Annotated in this window: 14 protein-coding genes; 1 reads left to right on the top strand and 13 read right to left on the bottom strand. The window is 69.2% G+C overall.

Going from position 1 to position 14175, the window contains the following annotated elements; genetic code table 11:
- The 12 genes from H613_RS0105435 to H613_RS24535 all read right to left on the bottom strand — a co-directional run bounded on the left by H613_RS0105435 (nt 1) and on the right by H613_RS24535 (nt 11248).
- Nucleotides 1–825 carry an ABC transporter permease gene (locus H613_RS0105435; RefSeq protein WP_156925838.1) on the bottom strand — a complete coding sequence of 275 codons (825 nt, stop codon included), beginning with the start codon at nt 823–825 and terminating at the stop codon, nt 1–3.
- Nucleotides 818–1615, bottom strand: a complete 798-nt coding sequence (locus H613_RS0105430; protein ID WP_026923018.1) for an ABC transporter permease — start codon at nt 1613–1615, stop codon at nt 818–820. The genes H613_RS0105435 and H613_RS0105430 overlap by 8 nt, the downstream gene beginning before the upstream one ends.
- A 57-nt stretch (nt 1616–1672) precedes the next feature.
- Complete coding sequence (locus H613_RS0105425) at nt 1673–2671, bottom strand: ABC transporter ATP-binding protein (protein ID WP_026923017.1); 999 nt, start codon at nt 2669–2671, stop codon at nt 1673–1675.
- A 74-nt stretch (nt 2672–2745) separates the two neighbouring features.
- On the bottom strand, nt 2746–3120 hold the full coding sequence (locus tag H613_RS0105420; RefSeq protein WP_026923016.1) for a thiol-disulfide oxidoreductase DCC family protein: 375 nt from the start codon (nt 3118–3120) through the stop codon (nt 2746–2748).
- Nucleotides 3117–3926 carry a shikimate dehydrogenase gene (locus H613_RS0105415; protein ID WP_026923015.1) on the bottom strand — a complete coding sequence of 270 codons (810 nt, stop codon included), beginning with the start codon at nt 3924–3926 and terminating at the stop codon, nt 3117–3119. Before H613_RS0105415 ends, H613_RS0105420 begins: the two co-directional genes overlap by 4 nt.
- Nucleotides 3926–5200: an endolytic transglycosylase MltG gene (locus tag H613_RS24550; RefSeq protein WP_051392980.1), complete on the bottom strand. Its 1275-nt coding sequence runs from the start codon at nt 5198–5200 to the stop codon at nt 3926–3928. The genes H613_RS0105415 and H613_RS24550 overlap by 1 nt, the downstream gene beginning before the upstream one ends.
- A 3-nt stretch (nt 5201–5203) precedes the next feature.
- Nucleotides 5204–5686, bottom strand: a complete 483-nt coding sequence (ruvX, locus tag H613_RS0105405) for a Holliday junction resolvase RuvX (RefSeq protein ID WP_026923014.1) — start codon at nt 5684–5686, stop codon at nt 5204–5206.
- Nucleotides 5687–5692: 6 nt separating this feature from the next.
- Nucleotides 5693–8371, bottom strand: a complete 2679-nt coding sequence (gene alaS / locus H613_RS0105400; protein WP_026923013.1) for an alanine--tRNA ligase — start codon at nt 8369–8371, stop codon at nt 5693–5695.
- A 21-nt stretch (nt 8372–8392) separates the two neighbouring features.
- Nucleotides 8393–8677: a hypothetical protein gene (locus H613_RS0105395; RefSeq protein ID WP_026923012.1), complete on the bottom strand. Its 285-nt coding sequence runs from the start codon at nt 8675–8677 to the stop codon at nt 8393–8395.
- A gap of 14 nt (nt 8678–8691) precedes the next feature.
- A complete protein-coding gene (locus H613_RS24545) occupies nt 8692–9171 on the bottom strand; it encodes a DUF948 domain-containing protein (protein WP_169731954.1) in 480 nt (159 codons plus the stop codon).
- Between the two features lie 150 nt (nt 9172–9321).
- Nucleotides 9322–9885, bottom strand: coding sequence for a hypothetical protein (locus H613_RS28915; RefSeq protein ID WP_051392978.1), 564 nt, complete (start codon nt 9883–9885; stop codon nt 9322–9324).
- Nucleotides 9878–11248, bottom strand: coding sequence for a replication-associated recombination protein A (locus H613_RS24535; RefSeq protein ID WP_035736289.1), 1371 nt, complete (start codon nt 11246–11248; stop codon nt 9878–9880). The genes H613_RS28915 and H613_RS24535 overlap by 8 nt, the downstream gene beginning before the upstream one ends.
- 212 nt (nt 11249–11460) lie before the next feature.
- Here H613_RS24535 and H613_RS24530 point away from each other — a divergent pair, with 212 nt between their 5' ends.
- Nucleotides 11461–13206, top strand: a complete 1746-nt coding sequence (locus H613_RS24530) for a carbon starvation CstA family protein (protein WP_035736287.1) — start codon at nt 11461–11463, stop codon at nt 13204–13206.
- A gap of 46 nt (nt 13207–13252) precedes the next feature.
- On the opposite strand, the gene H613_RS0105370 is transcribed toward H613_RS24530, so the two are convergent.
- Nucleotides 13253–14119, bottom strand: a complete 867-nt coding sequence (locus tag H613_RS0105370) for a hypothetical protein (RefSeq protein ID WP_026923011.1) — start codon at nt 14117–14119, stop codon at nt 13253–13255.
- Nucleotides 14120–14175: the final 56 nt, after the last annotated feature.

The following is a 14175-nucleotide window of genomic DNA, read 5'->3' as shown; positions in this document are numbered from 1 at the left end:
TCAGTGCCCCGCCGAGTCGTAGGAGCGCAGACCGGCGCGGACGACCAGGGCCGCGGCGGCGACGGTGGCCGCCGCGGCGACCGGCGGGCCGATGAGCCACCATGCGGAGAGTCGGCTCGTGAGGATCTGCACCGGGACGAAGCTGGCGAACCCGAGGGGAACGACGAACGTGGCCACCACGCGCACCGCCGCCGGGTAGATTCCCAGCGGGAAGCGCATCACGTTCTCCTGGAGGTCGACCAGGATGAACCCGAAGATCGACGCGGTGCCCTTGACCCAGAAGTTCACCGCGCACATGGCGGTCATCAGCGCCATCTCGATGACCAGGCCGCAGGCCAGCAGGAGCAGCGCGACCGGGATCAGGGCCGGGCTCAGCCCGGCGCCGATCCAGCCGTAGACGAACATGGCGGCCCCGAGGGTCACCTCGCCGAACGCCTGCATGCCGACGTGGGTGGAGGCGACCTGGACGATGACCGGGGCGGGCCTGGTGATCCGGTAGTCGATCTCGCCCTTGATGACCATGCTGCCGATGCTCCAGACGCCGTCGCAGAGCATCGCGGTCGTGCCGCCGGTCAGGGTCAGGAATCCGATCAGCAGCAGCATCTCGTGGTAGCCCCACCCGGCGACGGCCGAGACGTTCGCGAACAGGATCGCGATGAACGCGAACTGGAGGATCTGCCACAGTGCGCCGGAGGAGGCCATCACCCAGAAGTCCGCGGGATATTCCACGATGGACCGTAGGTGGGCGACGAGGCTGCGCCGGTACACTTCGGCGGCGTGCCGCACCGGTGATGCCGTCCGGATGTCGATCGTCGTCTCAGCCACCGTGCACCGTCACCTTCTTGACCGCGTGGTTGAAGACCAGCCGGCCCGCGAACCACATGACGACGACCCAGGCGGCCTCGGCGGCGATGAGCCCGAGCGCGCCGGGGGTGTCGACTCTGCCGAGGTAGATGTTCGACGGCGTGGTGGTGAAGTGCGGGAACGGCAGGCACCAGGCCGCGATCTGAAGCGGGGCGGGCATGAGCGCCAAGGGGACCATGATCCCCGAGAAGAACGAGAGCACGGCCTCTCTCGCCCACATGATGCCGAGGTACCGCCTCGTCCAGAAGCACACGAGCACCGACAGGTAGGTGATCTCGAACGCCAGCGGGAAGATGAACAGGATGCTCACCGCCGTCAGCGCCCCGGCGAGCGGCGAGACGGGCGCGGGCGGCGAGAACACCAGCCAGGCGATGGCGGAGCCGACGACGGCGGTGGGGACGGTCGAGACCATGCTGCCGACGAACTCGGCGGCGCGGGCGCGCTGGAAGTCCATCGGCTTGGTCAGGTCGACGGCGATGAGCCCGTCGAGGATCCTGTCGGCGATCGCCCAGTCGGCGCCGCCGAACGCGAGCGTGGCGGTGAAGAACCCGATGATCATGTACGCCCGCATCGAGTCCCAGTCGTAGCCGCCGAGCGTGCCGTCGCCGAGGAGGTTGCGCCACAGGGCGAGGCCCGAGAGCATGGCGCCGCCGCCGAGGATGATCGCGAAGACCCAGTTGGCCTTGTAGGCCAGGCGCCGCTTCAGCGAGATGACCGCCAAGGCGCGGTCGACCGCCAACGTATGAGTCATGCGTTCACTCCGGTTCGGGGAAGCGAGCGGTTGGGCGGGGCGACGGGTGCGGGCGGCTCACTTGGTGAGCTCCCCCGCGTACAAGCGCCTGATGACGTCCTCGATGCTCGGCTCGGACAGCGACAAATCGCGCGGGGCGAGCTGGGCGGTGAGGTCGCCGAGGACTTCGGCGGTGGTGAACCGCGACGACTCGTAGGTGGCGGTGACCTCGCTGGACGCTTCCCCGGCGCTCCATTCGTAGTGGGGGAACTTCTCGGCGAGCGCCTCGGCGTCGGCCGGGCCGTCGAGGATGAGGTTGACGGCCTTGGTGGTGATGTAGTGGGCCTTGAGCTGCTCGATGGGGCCGTCGTAGGCGATCCTCCCCTCGTCGATGACGACGATGCGCTCGCAGACCTCTTCGATGTCGGCCAGGTCGTGGCTGGTGAGCAGCAGGGTGGTGCCGTCGTCGACGAGCTGGCGCAGGAAGGCGCGCAGCCGGTCCTTGACGGAGATGTCGAGGCCGATGGTGGGCTCGTCGAGGTAGACCATCTTCGGGTCGTGGATGAGCGCGCACGCCAGGTCGGCCCGCATGCGCTGGCCGAGCGAGAGGGTGCGGGCGAGCGCGGGCATGAACTCGCCGAGGCCGAGCAGCTCGTCGAACCTCTCGATGCGGGCCTTGTAGTCGGCCTCGGAGACGCCGTACATGTGCTTGAGGAGCTTGAGGCTCTCCTCGACCGGCAGGTCCCACCACAGCTGGGTGCGCTGCCCGAACAGGACGCCGATGTCGTGGGCGTTGGCGATCCGCTCGGTGTGCGGGTCGCGGCCCATCACCCGGACGGTGCCCTCGGTGGGCTGGAGGATCCCGGTCAGGAGCTTGACCGTGGTCGACTTCCCGGCGCCGTTGGGGCCCACGTAGGCCACCGATTCGCCCGGCTCGATCGACAGGTCGATGGCGTCGACGGCGGTGAAGTTCTTGTACTTGCGCTGGACCAGGTGTTTCAGGGCGCCTTTGAACCCGGAGCCCTTGTCGGGGCGGCGGAAGCGTTTGCTGAGGGATCGGGCCTCGAGGATCGGCATGATGCGACCATAAGGGCTCGCTCCGACATGGAGCCACTCGTTTTCTCAGCTGCGGGGACGGGCGCCTCGGCCCTTCAGGTCCGCGCTCGCGGGAGTGCGCAGGCGGCGGTGCCGCCGGGCATGCGGTGCCGGTTGCGGGAGACGAGCCGGTAGACCGGCCACAGCAGCCGCGAGACGGGCCTCAGGGAGGCGATCCGGCCCAGCGGTCTCCAGTACCACTGGGCGCGGCGCAGCAGCACCGCGATGGCGTCCGGTCCGGCCTTGGCAAGGCCGTGCTCGACCCATTGCACCGCTTCCTCGGCGGCCTGCCGCTCGACGCCGAGCGCTGCGAGGTCGGCCCACTGCCACGGTTTCACCTCGGCGTCGGTCCGCACGCGGCGTTCGATGAAGTCCGCGCACCGGCCGCAGAACGCGCAGTCGCCGTCGTAGAGGAAGACCGGTCTGCTCATCGCCGCCTCGCCGCCGTGTAGAGCGCTTCACGCATCGCCGCCACCGGGGCCTCGTCGAGCCCGGTGAACTGGGTCCATTGCCGGACCGCCTGGGCCAACAGTAGCGCCAGGCCGTCGAGGACCCTGGCGCCCTCGCGTTCGGCCCCCGCGGCGAGCGGCGTGGGCCACGGGTCGTACAGGACGTCGAACAGGACGGTGCCGGGCCGCCAGTCGACGCGCAGGCCGTCGGTGACGCCTTTGGGGACGGTGGAGACGACCAGGTCGCTGCGTCCGGCGACGACGGCCTCGTCCCAGCCGGCCGAGCGCAGGTCGAGGCCGAGGCGCTCGGCGACGGGCTCGAGTTCGGCCACGGCCTCGCGGCGGCGCGCGAAGACGGTGACGGTCTCGGCCCCGAGCTGCCGCGCGGCGCCGAGGGCGCCCCGGGCGGTGCCGCCCGCGCCGAGGACGGCCACCTCTTTCGCCTCGGTCAGGCCGATCTCGGCGAGCGCGTCGACCATGCCGGGCGCGTCGGTGTTGTCGGCCAGGCGCTTCCCGCCGCGCAGGACGAGCGTGTTCGCCGCGCCGATGGCCTCGGCGACGTCGGTGACCTCGTCGGCGACGACGAGGGCGATCTCCTTGAGCGGCATGGTGAGCGAGAGCCCGGCCCAGGTGTCGTCGAGGCGGTCGACGAAGTTGGCCAGGCCGGTCTCGTCGCACTCGTGGCGGCCGTACGTCCAGTCGCGGAGCCCGGCCGCGGCGAATCCGGCGCTGTGGATGACCGGGGACAGCGAGTGCCCGATCGGCTTGCCCAGGACGGCTGCCTGCATCACTGGATCCCGTTGTCCTCGGCGACGCGGATGTTGTCGCGGTGCTCGTCGAGGGTCTCGGCGAACAGCGCCCGGCCGTCCTGGTAGGCGGTCACGAAGTACAGCCAGTCGCCCGGTTCGGGGTTGACGGCGGCCTCCAGCGCGGCGACTCCGGGGTTGGCGATGGCGCTGGGGAAGTACCCGGCGTTCTCCTTGGCGTTGGGAGCCCACGGGTTCTCCCCGTCCATCATGAGCGTCTCCCACTCGATGTCCTCGCCAGAGGTGATGGGCTCCTCGCCGTTGAGCTGGCGCCCGTAGTTCCAGATGGCCTCGCTGTGCAGGCAGTTGCAGCGGGTCTGGGCGTGCTCGAACCAGTTGAGGTAGAGCCGGTTGTACATGACCTGGGCGATCTTGGCGTTGTCCTCGGGAACGCCGGACTCGGACTGGACGATCGAGGCGATCTGCAGGGCCATCCACGGGTAGATCTTGAACTCGCCGTTGGTGGGCGGGTTGAAGATCTGGTCGGGCATGGAGTAGGCGCCGGGGTCGTAGTCCGGGTCGGGGTCCTGGATCTGGGCGGCCTTGTCGATGAAGCCGATGTCGGCGACGGTCTCGTTGAACTTGGCGACCATCGCCGAGAGCATCTGCTCGGCGGTCATCTCCTCGTCGAACTCGTACGTGGCCGGGAACAGGAAGCCTTCGATGGACTTGACCTGCCGGTCGCCGAAGCCTTCGAACCACAGTGGATCGACGCCGAGCGCCTCGGGGTCTTCGGCGGCGGCCTCGAACTCCTCGACGGGCACGCCGGTGTGCTCGGAGAGCTTGGCGTAGACCTCCATCGAGGTGAAGCCCTCGGGGATGGTGACGGCGTCGGTCATCCTGTTCGCCGGGTCGGTGAGGAAGGCGAGCGCGGAGGCGGCCGACATCTCCTCTTGCATGTTGTAGGTGCCCGGCTGGATGGTGGTGCCGCTGTCGCCGTCGTCCGACGAGGCGTCGGTGAAGGCCTTCGCGGAGGCGACCACGCCCTGGTCGTAGAGTTCGTTCGCGATGTCGGCGACGAACCAGCCCTCTTCGATCACGACCGCGACCTCGGTGCCGTTGCCGGTGCCCTCGTAGTCTTCGGCGATGAAGTAGTCCTTGATGACGTTGTTGTAGGCCCACCAGCCGCCGACGCCGAGGACGCCGAACAGGACCACGACGAGGGTCATGGCGATGAGGGAGCTGCCGGATTCACGGCGGCGGTGCCGCCTGGGAGCGTCCGCGTGTTCCGCCTGTGAATCGAGATCGCCGAGCATGCGTCATATCCTTCGCCGCTGATCCAACCAATGCTGGAGGATCTCCACCGCGGCGGCCTGGTCGACGACGGAGCGCTTCCGCTTGCCGCGGACGCCTCCCTCGTTGAGCCTGCGGGTGGCGACGGCAGTGGTGAGCCGCTCGTCGGTCAGCGTTACCGGCACGGGTGAGACACGGTCGGAAAGCCGTTGCACCCAGGTCCGGGTGTGTTCGGCGGCCAACCCCTCCTCACCGGAAAGGGTAACGGGTAGGCCGACGACAATCTCCACCACATCGTAATCGGCGGCAATTTCAGCGATTTCGCGAATATCGTTCGGTATCTCCTCGCCGCCGGTCCTCATGTCACGACGGACGGTCGCCACGGGAGTCGCCAGGATGCCGTCCGGATCGCACACGGCGATGCCCGTGCGGGCCTTGCCGAGATCGACGCCGAGACGACGGCCCCGCCGCCACTCGGTGACGGCGGGGCCGGATCGTTCGTTGTCCACAGTCGCCTACTCGGCGAGCGCGCGCACGATGTCGTCGAGCAGCCGGTCGGCCTGCTCGGCGGGGACGCCGCCGCCCTGGGCGATGTCGTCGTTGCCGCCGCCGCGGCCCGACAGGGCCCCCTTGACCAGGTCGGCCGCGCTGATGTGCCGCGCCTTCGCCGCGGCGTTGACGCCCACGACGACGCTCGCCTTGCCGCCCGCCGTCGCCACGACCGCCGCGACGCCCGGCTCGGACTCGGGCAGGTGCGAGCGGATCTGCATCGCCAGCCGGCGGACGTCGCCGCCCTTGGTGCCGTCGGGCGCCTTCACACCGGCGACCTTGACCGCGCCGACCTGCTTCGCCTCGTTCGCGTAGTCGGCGGCCTTGGACAGCACGATCTGGCTGCGCAGCTGCGCGAGCTCCTTCTCGGCGTCCTTGAGCTGCGCGATCGTCCCTTCGACGCGGCCTGGGACCTGTTCGGAGGGCACCTTGTAGAGCCCGGCGAGCTGGTTGACGAGCGCGTGCTCCCTGGCAAGGAAGTGGAACGCGTCGATGCCCACGAGCGCCTCGACGCGGCGCACCCCCGAGCCGATGGAGGACTCGGAGAGGAACTTGACGACGCCGAGCTGCCCCGAGCGGCCCGCGTGGGTGCCGCCGCACAGCTCGCGCGCGTAGTCGCCGACCTCGACGACCCGCACCTCGTCGCCGTACTTCTCGCCGAACAGCGCCATCGCCCCGAGCGCCTTGGCCTCGGCCATCGACGTGGTGAACGCCTTGACCTCCAGGTCGTGCTCGAGGATCTCGTTGACCTGCTGCTCGGCGTCGGTGAGCACCGACTCGGGCACCTGGTTCGGCGTGTGGAAGTCGAAGCGGAGCCGCCCGGGCGCGTTCATCGAACCCGCCTGGGTGGCCGACTCGCCGAGGAAGTTCCGCATCGCGGTGTGCACCAGGTGGGTCGCGGTGTGGGCGCGGCTGATCGCGCCGCGCCGGCGCCGGTCGATCCTGGCGTACGCGTTGTCGCCCTCGACGATGCCGCCGCTGACCACCTTGGCCTTGTGGACGACGAGCCCCGCGACCGGCGACTGGACGTCGTAGACCTCGATCTCGCCGGAGCCGACGGTGATCAGGCCGGTGTCGGCCTGCTGGCCGCCGCCCTCGGCGTAGAACGGGGTGGCCTTGAGGACGATCTCGACCTCGTCGCCGGCCTCGGCGTCCCTGACGCGCCCGCCGGAGCCGATGATCGCCAGGACGTCGGTCTCGCGGGCGTCCTCGGTGTAGCCGGTGAACTGCGAGAGCCCGTTGTCGTCGCGGATCTCGTGGTACACCGACAGGTCGACGTGCCCGGTCTTGCGGGCCTCGGCGTCGGCCTTCGCGCGGCGGCGCTGCTCGCCCATGAGGCGGCGGAAGCCCTCCTCGTCGACCGCGAGGCCCTGCTCCTCGGCCATCTCCAGGGTCAGGTCGATCGGGAAGCCGTACGTGTCGTGCAGCTCGAACGCCTTCGCGCCCTCCAGGGACGTCCCGCCCGAGCGCTTGGTCCTGGTGACCGCCATGTCGAGGATCTCGGTGCCGCGCTTGAGCGTCGACAGGAACGACTCCTCCTCGTTGTAGGCGTAGGAGGAGATGCGCTCGAAGTCCTCGGCGAGCTCGGGATAGGACGGGCTCATGCAGTCGCGCGCGACCGGCAGCAGCTCGGGCAGCGCGGGCTTGTCGTAGCCGAGCAGGCGCACGGCGCGGATCGCGCGGCGCATGATGCGGCGCAGCACGTAGCCGCGGCCCTCGTTGGAGGGCACGACGCCGTCGCCGATGAGCATGAGGCTGGAGCGGATGTGGTCGGCGACGATCCGGAAGCGGACGTCGTCGGGGTGCGACTCGGAGGCGGTGTGCGAGGTCGAGACGCCGTAGCGGCGGCCGGTCAGCTCCGAGGTCTTGTCGATCAGCGGGCGGACCTGGTCGATCTCGTACATGTTGTCGACGCCTTGGAGGATCGACGCCATGCGCTCCAGGCCCATGCCGGTGTCGATGTTCTTCTTCGGCAGGTCGCCGAGGATCTCGTAGTTCTCCTTCGCCGGGCCGGGGCCCCGCTCCTGCTGCATGAACACGAGGTTCCAGAACTCGAGGTAGCGGTCCTCGTCGACCTCGGGGCCGCCTTCGGGCCCGTAGTCGGGGCCGCGGTCGTAGTACAGCTCCGAGCACGGCCCGCACGGGCCGGGGATGCCCATCGACCACATGTTGTCGGCCTGGCCGCGGCGCACGATGCGCTCGAGCGGGAGGCCGATCTGCTTGTGCCAGATGTCGATCGACTCGTCGTCGTCGAGGTAGACCGTCGCCCAGATCTTCTCGCCGTCCAGGCCGAGCCCGCCGTTCTCGACCGAGCCGGTGGTCAGGTCCCAGGCGTAGCGGATCGCCTGCTCCTTGAAGTAGTCCCCGAAGGAGAAGTTGCCGTTCATCTGGAAGAACGTGCCGTGGCGGGAGGTCTTGCCGACCTCTTCGATGTCGGGCGTGCGCAGGCACTTCTGGACCGAGGTCGCGGTCTTCCACGGCGGCGCGGTCTGGCCGAGGAAGTAGGGCACGAACTGGACCATGCCCGCGTTGATGAACAGCAAGTTCGGGTCGTCGATGGCCGGCAGCGGTGCGCTGGGGACCACCGTATGGCCGTTGGACTCGAAGAACTTCAGAAACCGGCGTCGGATTTCAGCGGTCTCCATGGGGCACCTCCTTCAGTGCTGCTACCGGCCCGGCTGGGCCTGGGTGTCGTCTTCTTCATCGGAGAGCAGCGGGGTGATGTCCTCGCCGCGCTCCATGGCATCGAACAATTCGGCTTCCTTGGCCCGCTTCGCCTCGGAGACGTCGGCCCAGAACGCTTTGAACGATTCCCTCATCTCAGCACCGGCGCCGCCTATGCGGTCGGCGACCCCACCCGGAGTGACCGACTCGGCTGCCTTGGTGAGCTTCCTGACCACCACGACGCCGACGACCACGCCGATGCCTACCCAGATCATCCGCTTGAACATTGGAACTCCTCAAGCTATTTCTGCCGCTTGCGGGCCTTGCGCGCCTGCTTGCGCTCTTTCTTGCTCTGCCTGGAGGCCTCGACCATGCGGCGGACCTGCTCTTCGTCGGCTTCTTGGTTGCGCCGCTTGACCGCCGAGCGCAGACCGAAGCCGAGCGCCGCGACCTTGACCAGCGGCGAGCCGATGGCGGCGGTGACCATGGTGGTGATGTTGGCGACGTTCGACGAGACGTGCGCGGCGTTGTCGGTGATGTGCCCGACCTTCTCCAGTTCGCCCTCGACCTGCGTCAGGTTCGTGTTGACGCTGGTGACCGTGGTGTTGAGGTTCTGCAGGAGCGGCCCGACCTCACGGTCGACCTTGTCGAGGGTACGCCCGGCCTTGACGACGATCTTGTTGCGCAGACTGATGAGCACGAAACTCAGGACCACGCACAGGATCAGGATGCCTACCCCGGTCAATGCCGCGAACAGATCCCATCCGTCATTCAACTCCAACGCCAACGTCTCCTCCGACACAGCTTCCCCCTCGACGAAGAATTGACCGCACTGGTGCGGTTACAAGGTGATTCCCGGCTCTCGCGTATGAGCAACGCAGCCCTGACCTTACCTTGCAGATAAGGACAGAAAGCGCAACGGGGCGGTGGCCTAATCCGCGTCGGCCGTGCGGCGGTACTCGGCGAGGCGGGGCAGCGCCGCCTGCGAGGTGACCACCGCGGTCACCTCCGAGCCCACGCACAGCTCGTAGCGGTCCGAGCAGGTCACCGGCACCACCCACAGTTCCAGGAACAGCTCGTCGCGCACGTAGCAGCCGGTGCCGCCCTCGCCGCCGACGCACAGCGCCTCGTCGGCGGGGATCCAGCCGTTCGCCAGCACCGTCCGCCGGTACTCGCTCCCGGTGTCCTCCACTGTGCCCTCAGAGGCCCAGGTGCGCACCCGCACCCGGCACTCCCCCACGCACCAGCGGCTCCCGTAGGTCTCGTCGTCGGCGTCGACGGCCGCCCACGCGGGCACGTCGAGCTCGTCGACGGCCCGGCGGGTCGGGTCGATGGTGAAGGCCCTGCCGAACCACAGCACCGCGCACACCAGCAGCACCGCCGCGCACGCGACCGCCAGGGCGGTCATGCGCAGCCGCTCGATGCGCGAGCCGGTGGACGCCAGCGCCGCGGCGAGCCGGTCGGAGGGGCGGCGCGGGAGCGGGCCGTCACTCATCGCGGGGCTTCCGCACGATCCGGCGCAGCTTCTCGAGCCGGTCGGCGACCTCGCCTTCGGCGCCGTGCCTGGTGGGGCGGTAGTAGTCGCGTCCGGCGACGGCGTCGGGGGCGTAGCGCTGGGGCACCACGCCGCGCGGGTCGTCGTGCGGGTAGACGTAGGCGGTGCCGTGGCCGAGCCGAGCAGCCGCCTTGTAGTGGCCGTCGCGCAGGTCGGGCGGGACGGGGCCGACCTTGCCGGCGCGGACGTCGCCGATGGCCTCGTCGATGGCGGTGATGACGGCGTTGGACTTGGGGGCGGTCGCGAGGTGGACGACGGCCTGGGCGAGGTTGATCCGGGCTTCGGGCAGGCCGATGCGCTCGACGGCGGTGGCGGCGGCCGTGGCGGTCTGGAGCGCGGTCGGGTCGGCCATGCCGACGTCTTCGGAGGCGAAGACGACCAGGCGGCGGGCGATGAAGCGGGGGTCTTCTCCGGCGACGATCATCCGCGCGAGGTAGTGCATCGCGGCGTCGACGTCGGAGCCGCGCAGGCTCTTGATGAGGGCGCTGGCGACGTCGTAGTGGCCGTCGCCGTCGCGGTCGTAGCGGACGGCGGCGGTGTCGATGGCGGCCTCGACGCGGGCGAGGGTGAGCTTCGGGTCGCCTTCGGCCTCGGCTGTCGCGGCGGCGGCTTCGAGCGCGGTGAGGGCCTTGCGGGCGTCGCCGCCCGCGGTGCGGACGAGGTGGTCGCGGGCCTCGTCGGTGAGCTCGACGGCTTTGTCCAGGCCGCGCGGGGAGGCGACCGCGCGGTCGACGACGGCGGCGACGTCGGCGTCGCCCAGTTCGCGGAGCGTGAGCAGGACGCAGCGGCTGACCAGCGGGGCGACCACGGAGAAGTAGGGGTTCTCGGTGGTGGCGGCCAGGAGGGTGATCGTGCGGTCCTCGACGGCGCCGAGCAGGGAGTCCTGCTGGGTCTTGGTGAAGCGGTGGACCTCGTCGATGAACAGGATGGTCTGCGGCCCGCCGGTGCGGCGGACGCGCCTGGCCTCCTCGATGGCGGCGCGGACGTCCTTGACGCCGGAGTTGAGGGCGGACATGGCGCGGAAGCGCCGGTCGCCGGACTGGGCGACGAGGTGGGCGATGGTGGTCTTGCCCGAGCCGGGCGGCCCCCACAGGATGACCGACATCGGCTGGTGGCCCTCGACGACCTGCCGCAGCGGCGAGCCTGGCGTGAGCAGGTGGCCTTGGCCGACGAGTTCGTCGAGGCCGTGGGGCCGCATCCTGACGGCCAGGGGCTCGTCGCCGGAGGCCGAGCCGGTTCCGAGAACACCGGATCCCTGCGGCTCGGGCGGCTGAGCCAATTCGAACAACCCTGGTGCGTCCATCGAATCCAGCCTAAGCCATGTGCATGCGCAGGTCGCACTCGTGGGATCCGGTCATGCCCGGAACCTGAGGGGAGCGCTCCAAACGCGTCGTCGAGGGTCTTTGCGGCATTGAGGCATTGAGGCATTGAGGCATTGACACGCCTGTTTCGCGGGCTTTACGGTGGAAATGCCGTTGAGTTGCGTACGTCACATTTCCCATAGGAGGCCAGCCCATGCCTGCATTCGTACTGGCGATCACGGTCCTCGCGTTGTTCGCCTGCGGCTTCATCTACTACTCCCGCTACCTCTCATCGAAGGTCTACCGCCTCGACCCGGCCTATGTCACGCCCGCCCACCGGTTCGAAGACGGCGTCGACTTCGTCCCCACCAACAAGCACGTGCTCTTCGGGCACCACTTCACCTCGGTGGCGGGCGCCGCGCCCATCGTCGGCCCCGCCATCGCCGTCTTCTGGGGCTGGCTGCCCGCCCTCACGTGGATCGTCATCGGCACCATCGTGGCCGCCGGCGTCCACGACATGGGCGCGCTGGCGCTGTCGGTGCGCCACCGCGCCAGAGGCATCGGCACCCTCACCAAGGACGTGATCGGGACCAGGGCCGGGACGCTGTTCCTGGTCATCATCTTCTTCCTGCTCACCCTGGTCAACGCCGTGTTCGCGGTGGTGATCGGCAACCTCCTGGTGTCCAACCCGGGGGCGGTCATCCCGATCTTCGCGGAGATCCCCATCGCGATCGCCATCGGCTATTACGTCTACAAGAAGCGGGGCGCCGCGCTGGTGCCCAGCCTGCTCGGCGTCGCCCTGCTGTACCTGCTCATCTGGGTCGGCATGGAGGTCCCGGTCGACATCACCGGCTTCGCCGACGCGATCGGCGTCGACAACCCGCGCAACGTGTGGATCGTGATCCTGTTCGTCTACACCTTCGTCGCCGCGCGCATCCCGGTGTGGGTGCTCCTGCAGCCAAGGGACTACATCAACTCCCACCAGCTGTACGTGGCGCTGGCGGTCGTGCTGCTCGGCGTCGGCGTCGGCTGGGACGCGATCGTCGCCCCCGCGATCAACACCGTCCCCGAGGACAGCCCGAGCATCCTGCCGTTCCTGTTCATCACGGTCGCGTGCGGCGCGATCTCGGGCTTCCACTGCCTGGTGTCCTCGGGCACCACGGCCAAGCAGCTCGACAAGGAGACCGACGCCCGCTACGTCGGCTACGGCGGCGCGATCGGCGAGGGCGTCCTCGCGCTGTGCTCGGTGCTCGCGGTGTCCGCGGGCGTGGCCGCCACCCAGGCCGAGTGGGACGGGCTCTACACCGACTTCGCCACCGCCTCCGGCGGCGCCGTGGGCAACTTCGTCAACGGCGTGGCCTCATTCGCCAGCAACATCGGCATCCCGATGGACTACGCGGTGATCTTCGCGGCCGTCGTCGTGATCTCGTTCGCGGCCACCACGATGGACACCGGCATCCGGTTGCAGCGCTACGTGGTGCAGGAGATCGCCGAGCTGGCCGGATGGCGCAGGATCGCGAACCACCTGACGCTGGCCACGGCCATCGCCGTGGCGATCCCGCTCGTCCTGGCGCTCCTGCCGGGCGGCGACGACGCCGGTTACGCGTTCGGGGTGCTGTGGCAGCTGTTCGGCACCACCAACCAGCTGCTGGCGGGCCTGGCGCTGGCGGTGATCGCGGTGTGGGTGACCAAGCGGCGGGCCAACCCGCTGGCGCTGCTCGTCCCGCTGGTGTTCCTGGTGGGGATGACGACGTGGGCGCTCATCGTCAACCTGCGGAACTTCGTCGAGGCCGACGAGTGGGTGCTGGCGCCGCTGGACGCCGTCATCTTCGTGCTGGCGGTCTGGATGATCGTCGAGGCCGCCCGGGCGCTGCTCGCGGCCTGGAAGGACCGGGAGGGGCCGGCCGGACCGGCGCCGTCGGAGGACTCGGAGGATCTGGAAGAGGAGGCCGCGAAGTAGACCGGTCGTCCGGTCGCGGCACTGGCGCCGCGACCGGACCCCGTCACTACTGCATCGCGCCCGCGAATTCCTCGAAGGAGTGCAGGTTGTCGCTCTCGGGGGCGGCGATCGCGTAGTCGCCGCCGATCTCGGTGACCTCGGAGACCATGTCGATGACCATGCCCTCGGTCTCGGGGAGCGTCATCTCGATGGTCTTGAGCAGGTCGTCGTCGTCGAGGGTGATGGTGACCTCGATGTCCTCGGGGATCTCGACGCCGTTGGCCATGCCGCCGGTGGCGCCGAGCAGGGACTGCATGGCCTCCGAGTCGGGGCTCAGGGTGCCGGTGTAGACGCCGTCGCCGGTCTCCTCGACGTCGGCGAGGTCGGTGAGCATGAGCTCGGTCTGCTCGGCGAGGTCGAAGCTGCCGAACTGCCGGTAGATGTCGCCCAGGTGGCTGTCCTCGGCGAGGTCGAGGGTGAACCAGGCGTCCTCGCCGAAGTCCTCGGACATCGCGTCGAACATGCCGCCGGCGAACTGCATGTAGATCACCTTGTCGACCAGGATCGCCTCGGTGTGCATGTCGGCGAACATGGACTCCATCATCTCGGCCATCTCCGGGTCTTCGGAGTAGTCCTCGCCCATGGCGTCGATGATGGCGCTCATGGAGATGTCCTGAGTGGAGTGCGTGGATTCGCCGTCGACGACGGTGCTCATGTTCATGAGGTCGAGGTCGTTGACCGTCACCGTCGACTCCATGGTGTAGGAGCTGCCGTCGAGGTCCTCGTACGCGGCGAGGACCATCTCGTGGGCGCCGCGCTGCGCCGCGGCGTCGTCGCCGTCGGAGCCGGAGTCGTCGGAGGTGCACGCGGCGAGCCCGAAGGCCAGCGCGGGAACTGCGGCGGCGCCGATGAGGCGGCGGGTGGTGGTAGACATCAGCGTCCTCCCGTTCGTCGAGGGTCGGGTTTCCGTTTTCCCAGCCTACATGTGCG

Source organism: Glycomyces arizonensis DSM 44726, from assembly GCF_000482705.1.
GTDB classification, from domain to species: domain Bacteria; phylum Actinomycetota; class Actinomycetes; order Mycobacteriales; family Micromonosporaceae; genus Glycomyces; species Glycomyces arizonensis.
Note: the sequence above shows the minus strand (reverse complement) of the source record. Positions and strands in the feature narration are given on the sequence as shown.

Excerpts from the sequence above, each read along its gene's own strand:
- H613_RS0105430 (WP_026923018.1), bottom strand. The coding sequence starts at position 1,615 with ATGACTCATACGTTGGCGGTCGACCGCGCCTTGGCGGTCATCTCGCTG.
- H613_RS0105425 (WP_026923017.1), bottom strand. The coding sequence starts at position 2,671 with ATGCCGATCCTCGAGGCCCGATCCCTCAGCAAACGCTTCCGCCGCCCC.
- H613_RS0105420 (WP_026923016.1), bottom strand. The coding sequence starts at position 3,120 with ATGAGCAGACCGGTCTTCCTCTACGACGGCGACTGCGCGTTCTGCGGC.
- H613_RS0105415 (WP_026923015.1), bottom strand. The coding sequence starts at position 3,926 with ATGCAGGCAGCCGTCCTGGGCAAGCCGATCGGGCACTCGCTGTCCCCG.
- H613_RS24550 (WP_051392980.1), bottom strand. The coding sequence starts at position 5,200 with ATGCTCGGCGATCTCGATTCACAGGCGGAACACGCGGACGCTCCCAGG.
- alaS (WP_026923013.1), bottom strand. The coding sequence starts at position 8,371 with ATGGAGACCGCTGAAATCCGACGCCGGTTTCTGAAGTTCTTCGAGTCC.
- H613_RS0105395 (WP_026923012.1), bottom strand. The coding sequence starts at position 8,677 with ATGTTCAAGCGGATGATCTGGGTAGGCATCGGCGTGGTCGTCGGCGTC.
- H613_RS28915 (WP_051392978.1), bottom strand. The coding sequence starts at position 9,885 with ATGAGTGACGGCCCGCTCCCGCGCCGCCCCTCCGACCGGCTCGCCGCG.
- H613_RS24535 (WP_035736289.1), bottom strand. The coding sequence starts at position 11,248 with ATGGACGCACCAGGGTTGTTCGAATTGGCTCAGCCGCCCGAGCCGCAG.
- H613_RS24530 (WP_035736287.1), top strand. The coding sequence starts at position 11,461 with ATGCCTGCATTCGTACTGGCGATCACGGTCCTCGCGTTGTTCGCCTGC.
- H613_RS0105370 (WP_026923011.1), bottom strand. The coding sequence starts at position 14,119 with ATGTCTACCACCACCCGCCGCCTCATCGGCGCCGCCGCAGTTCCCGCG.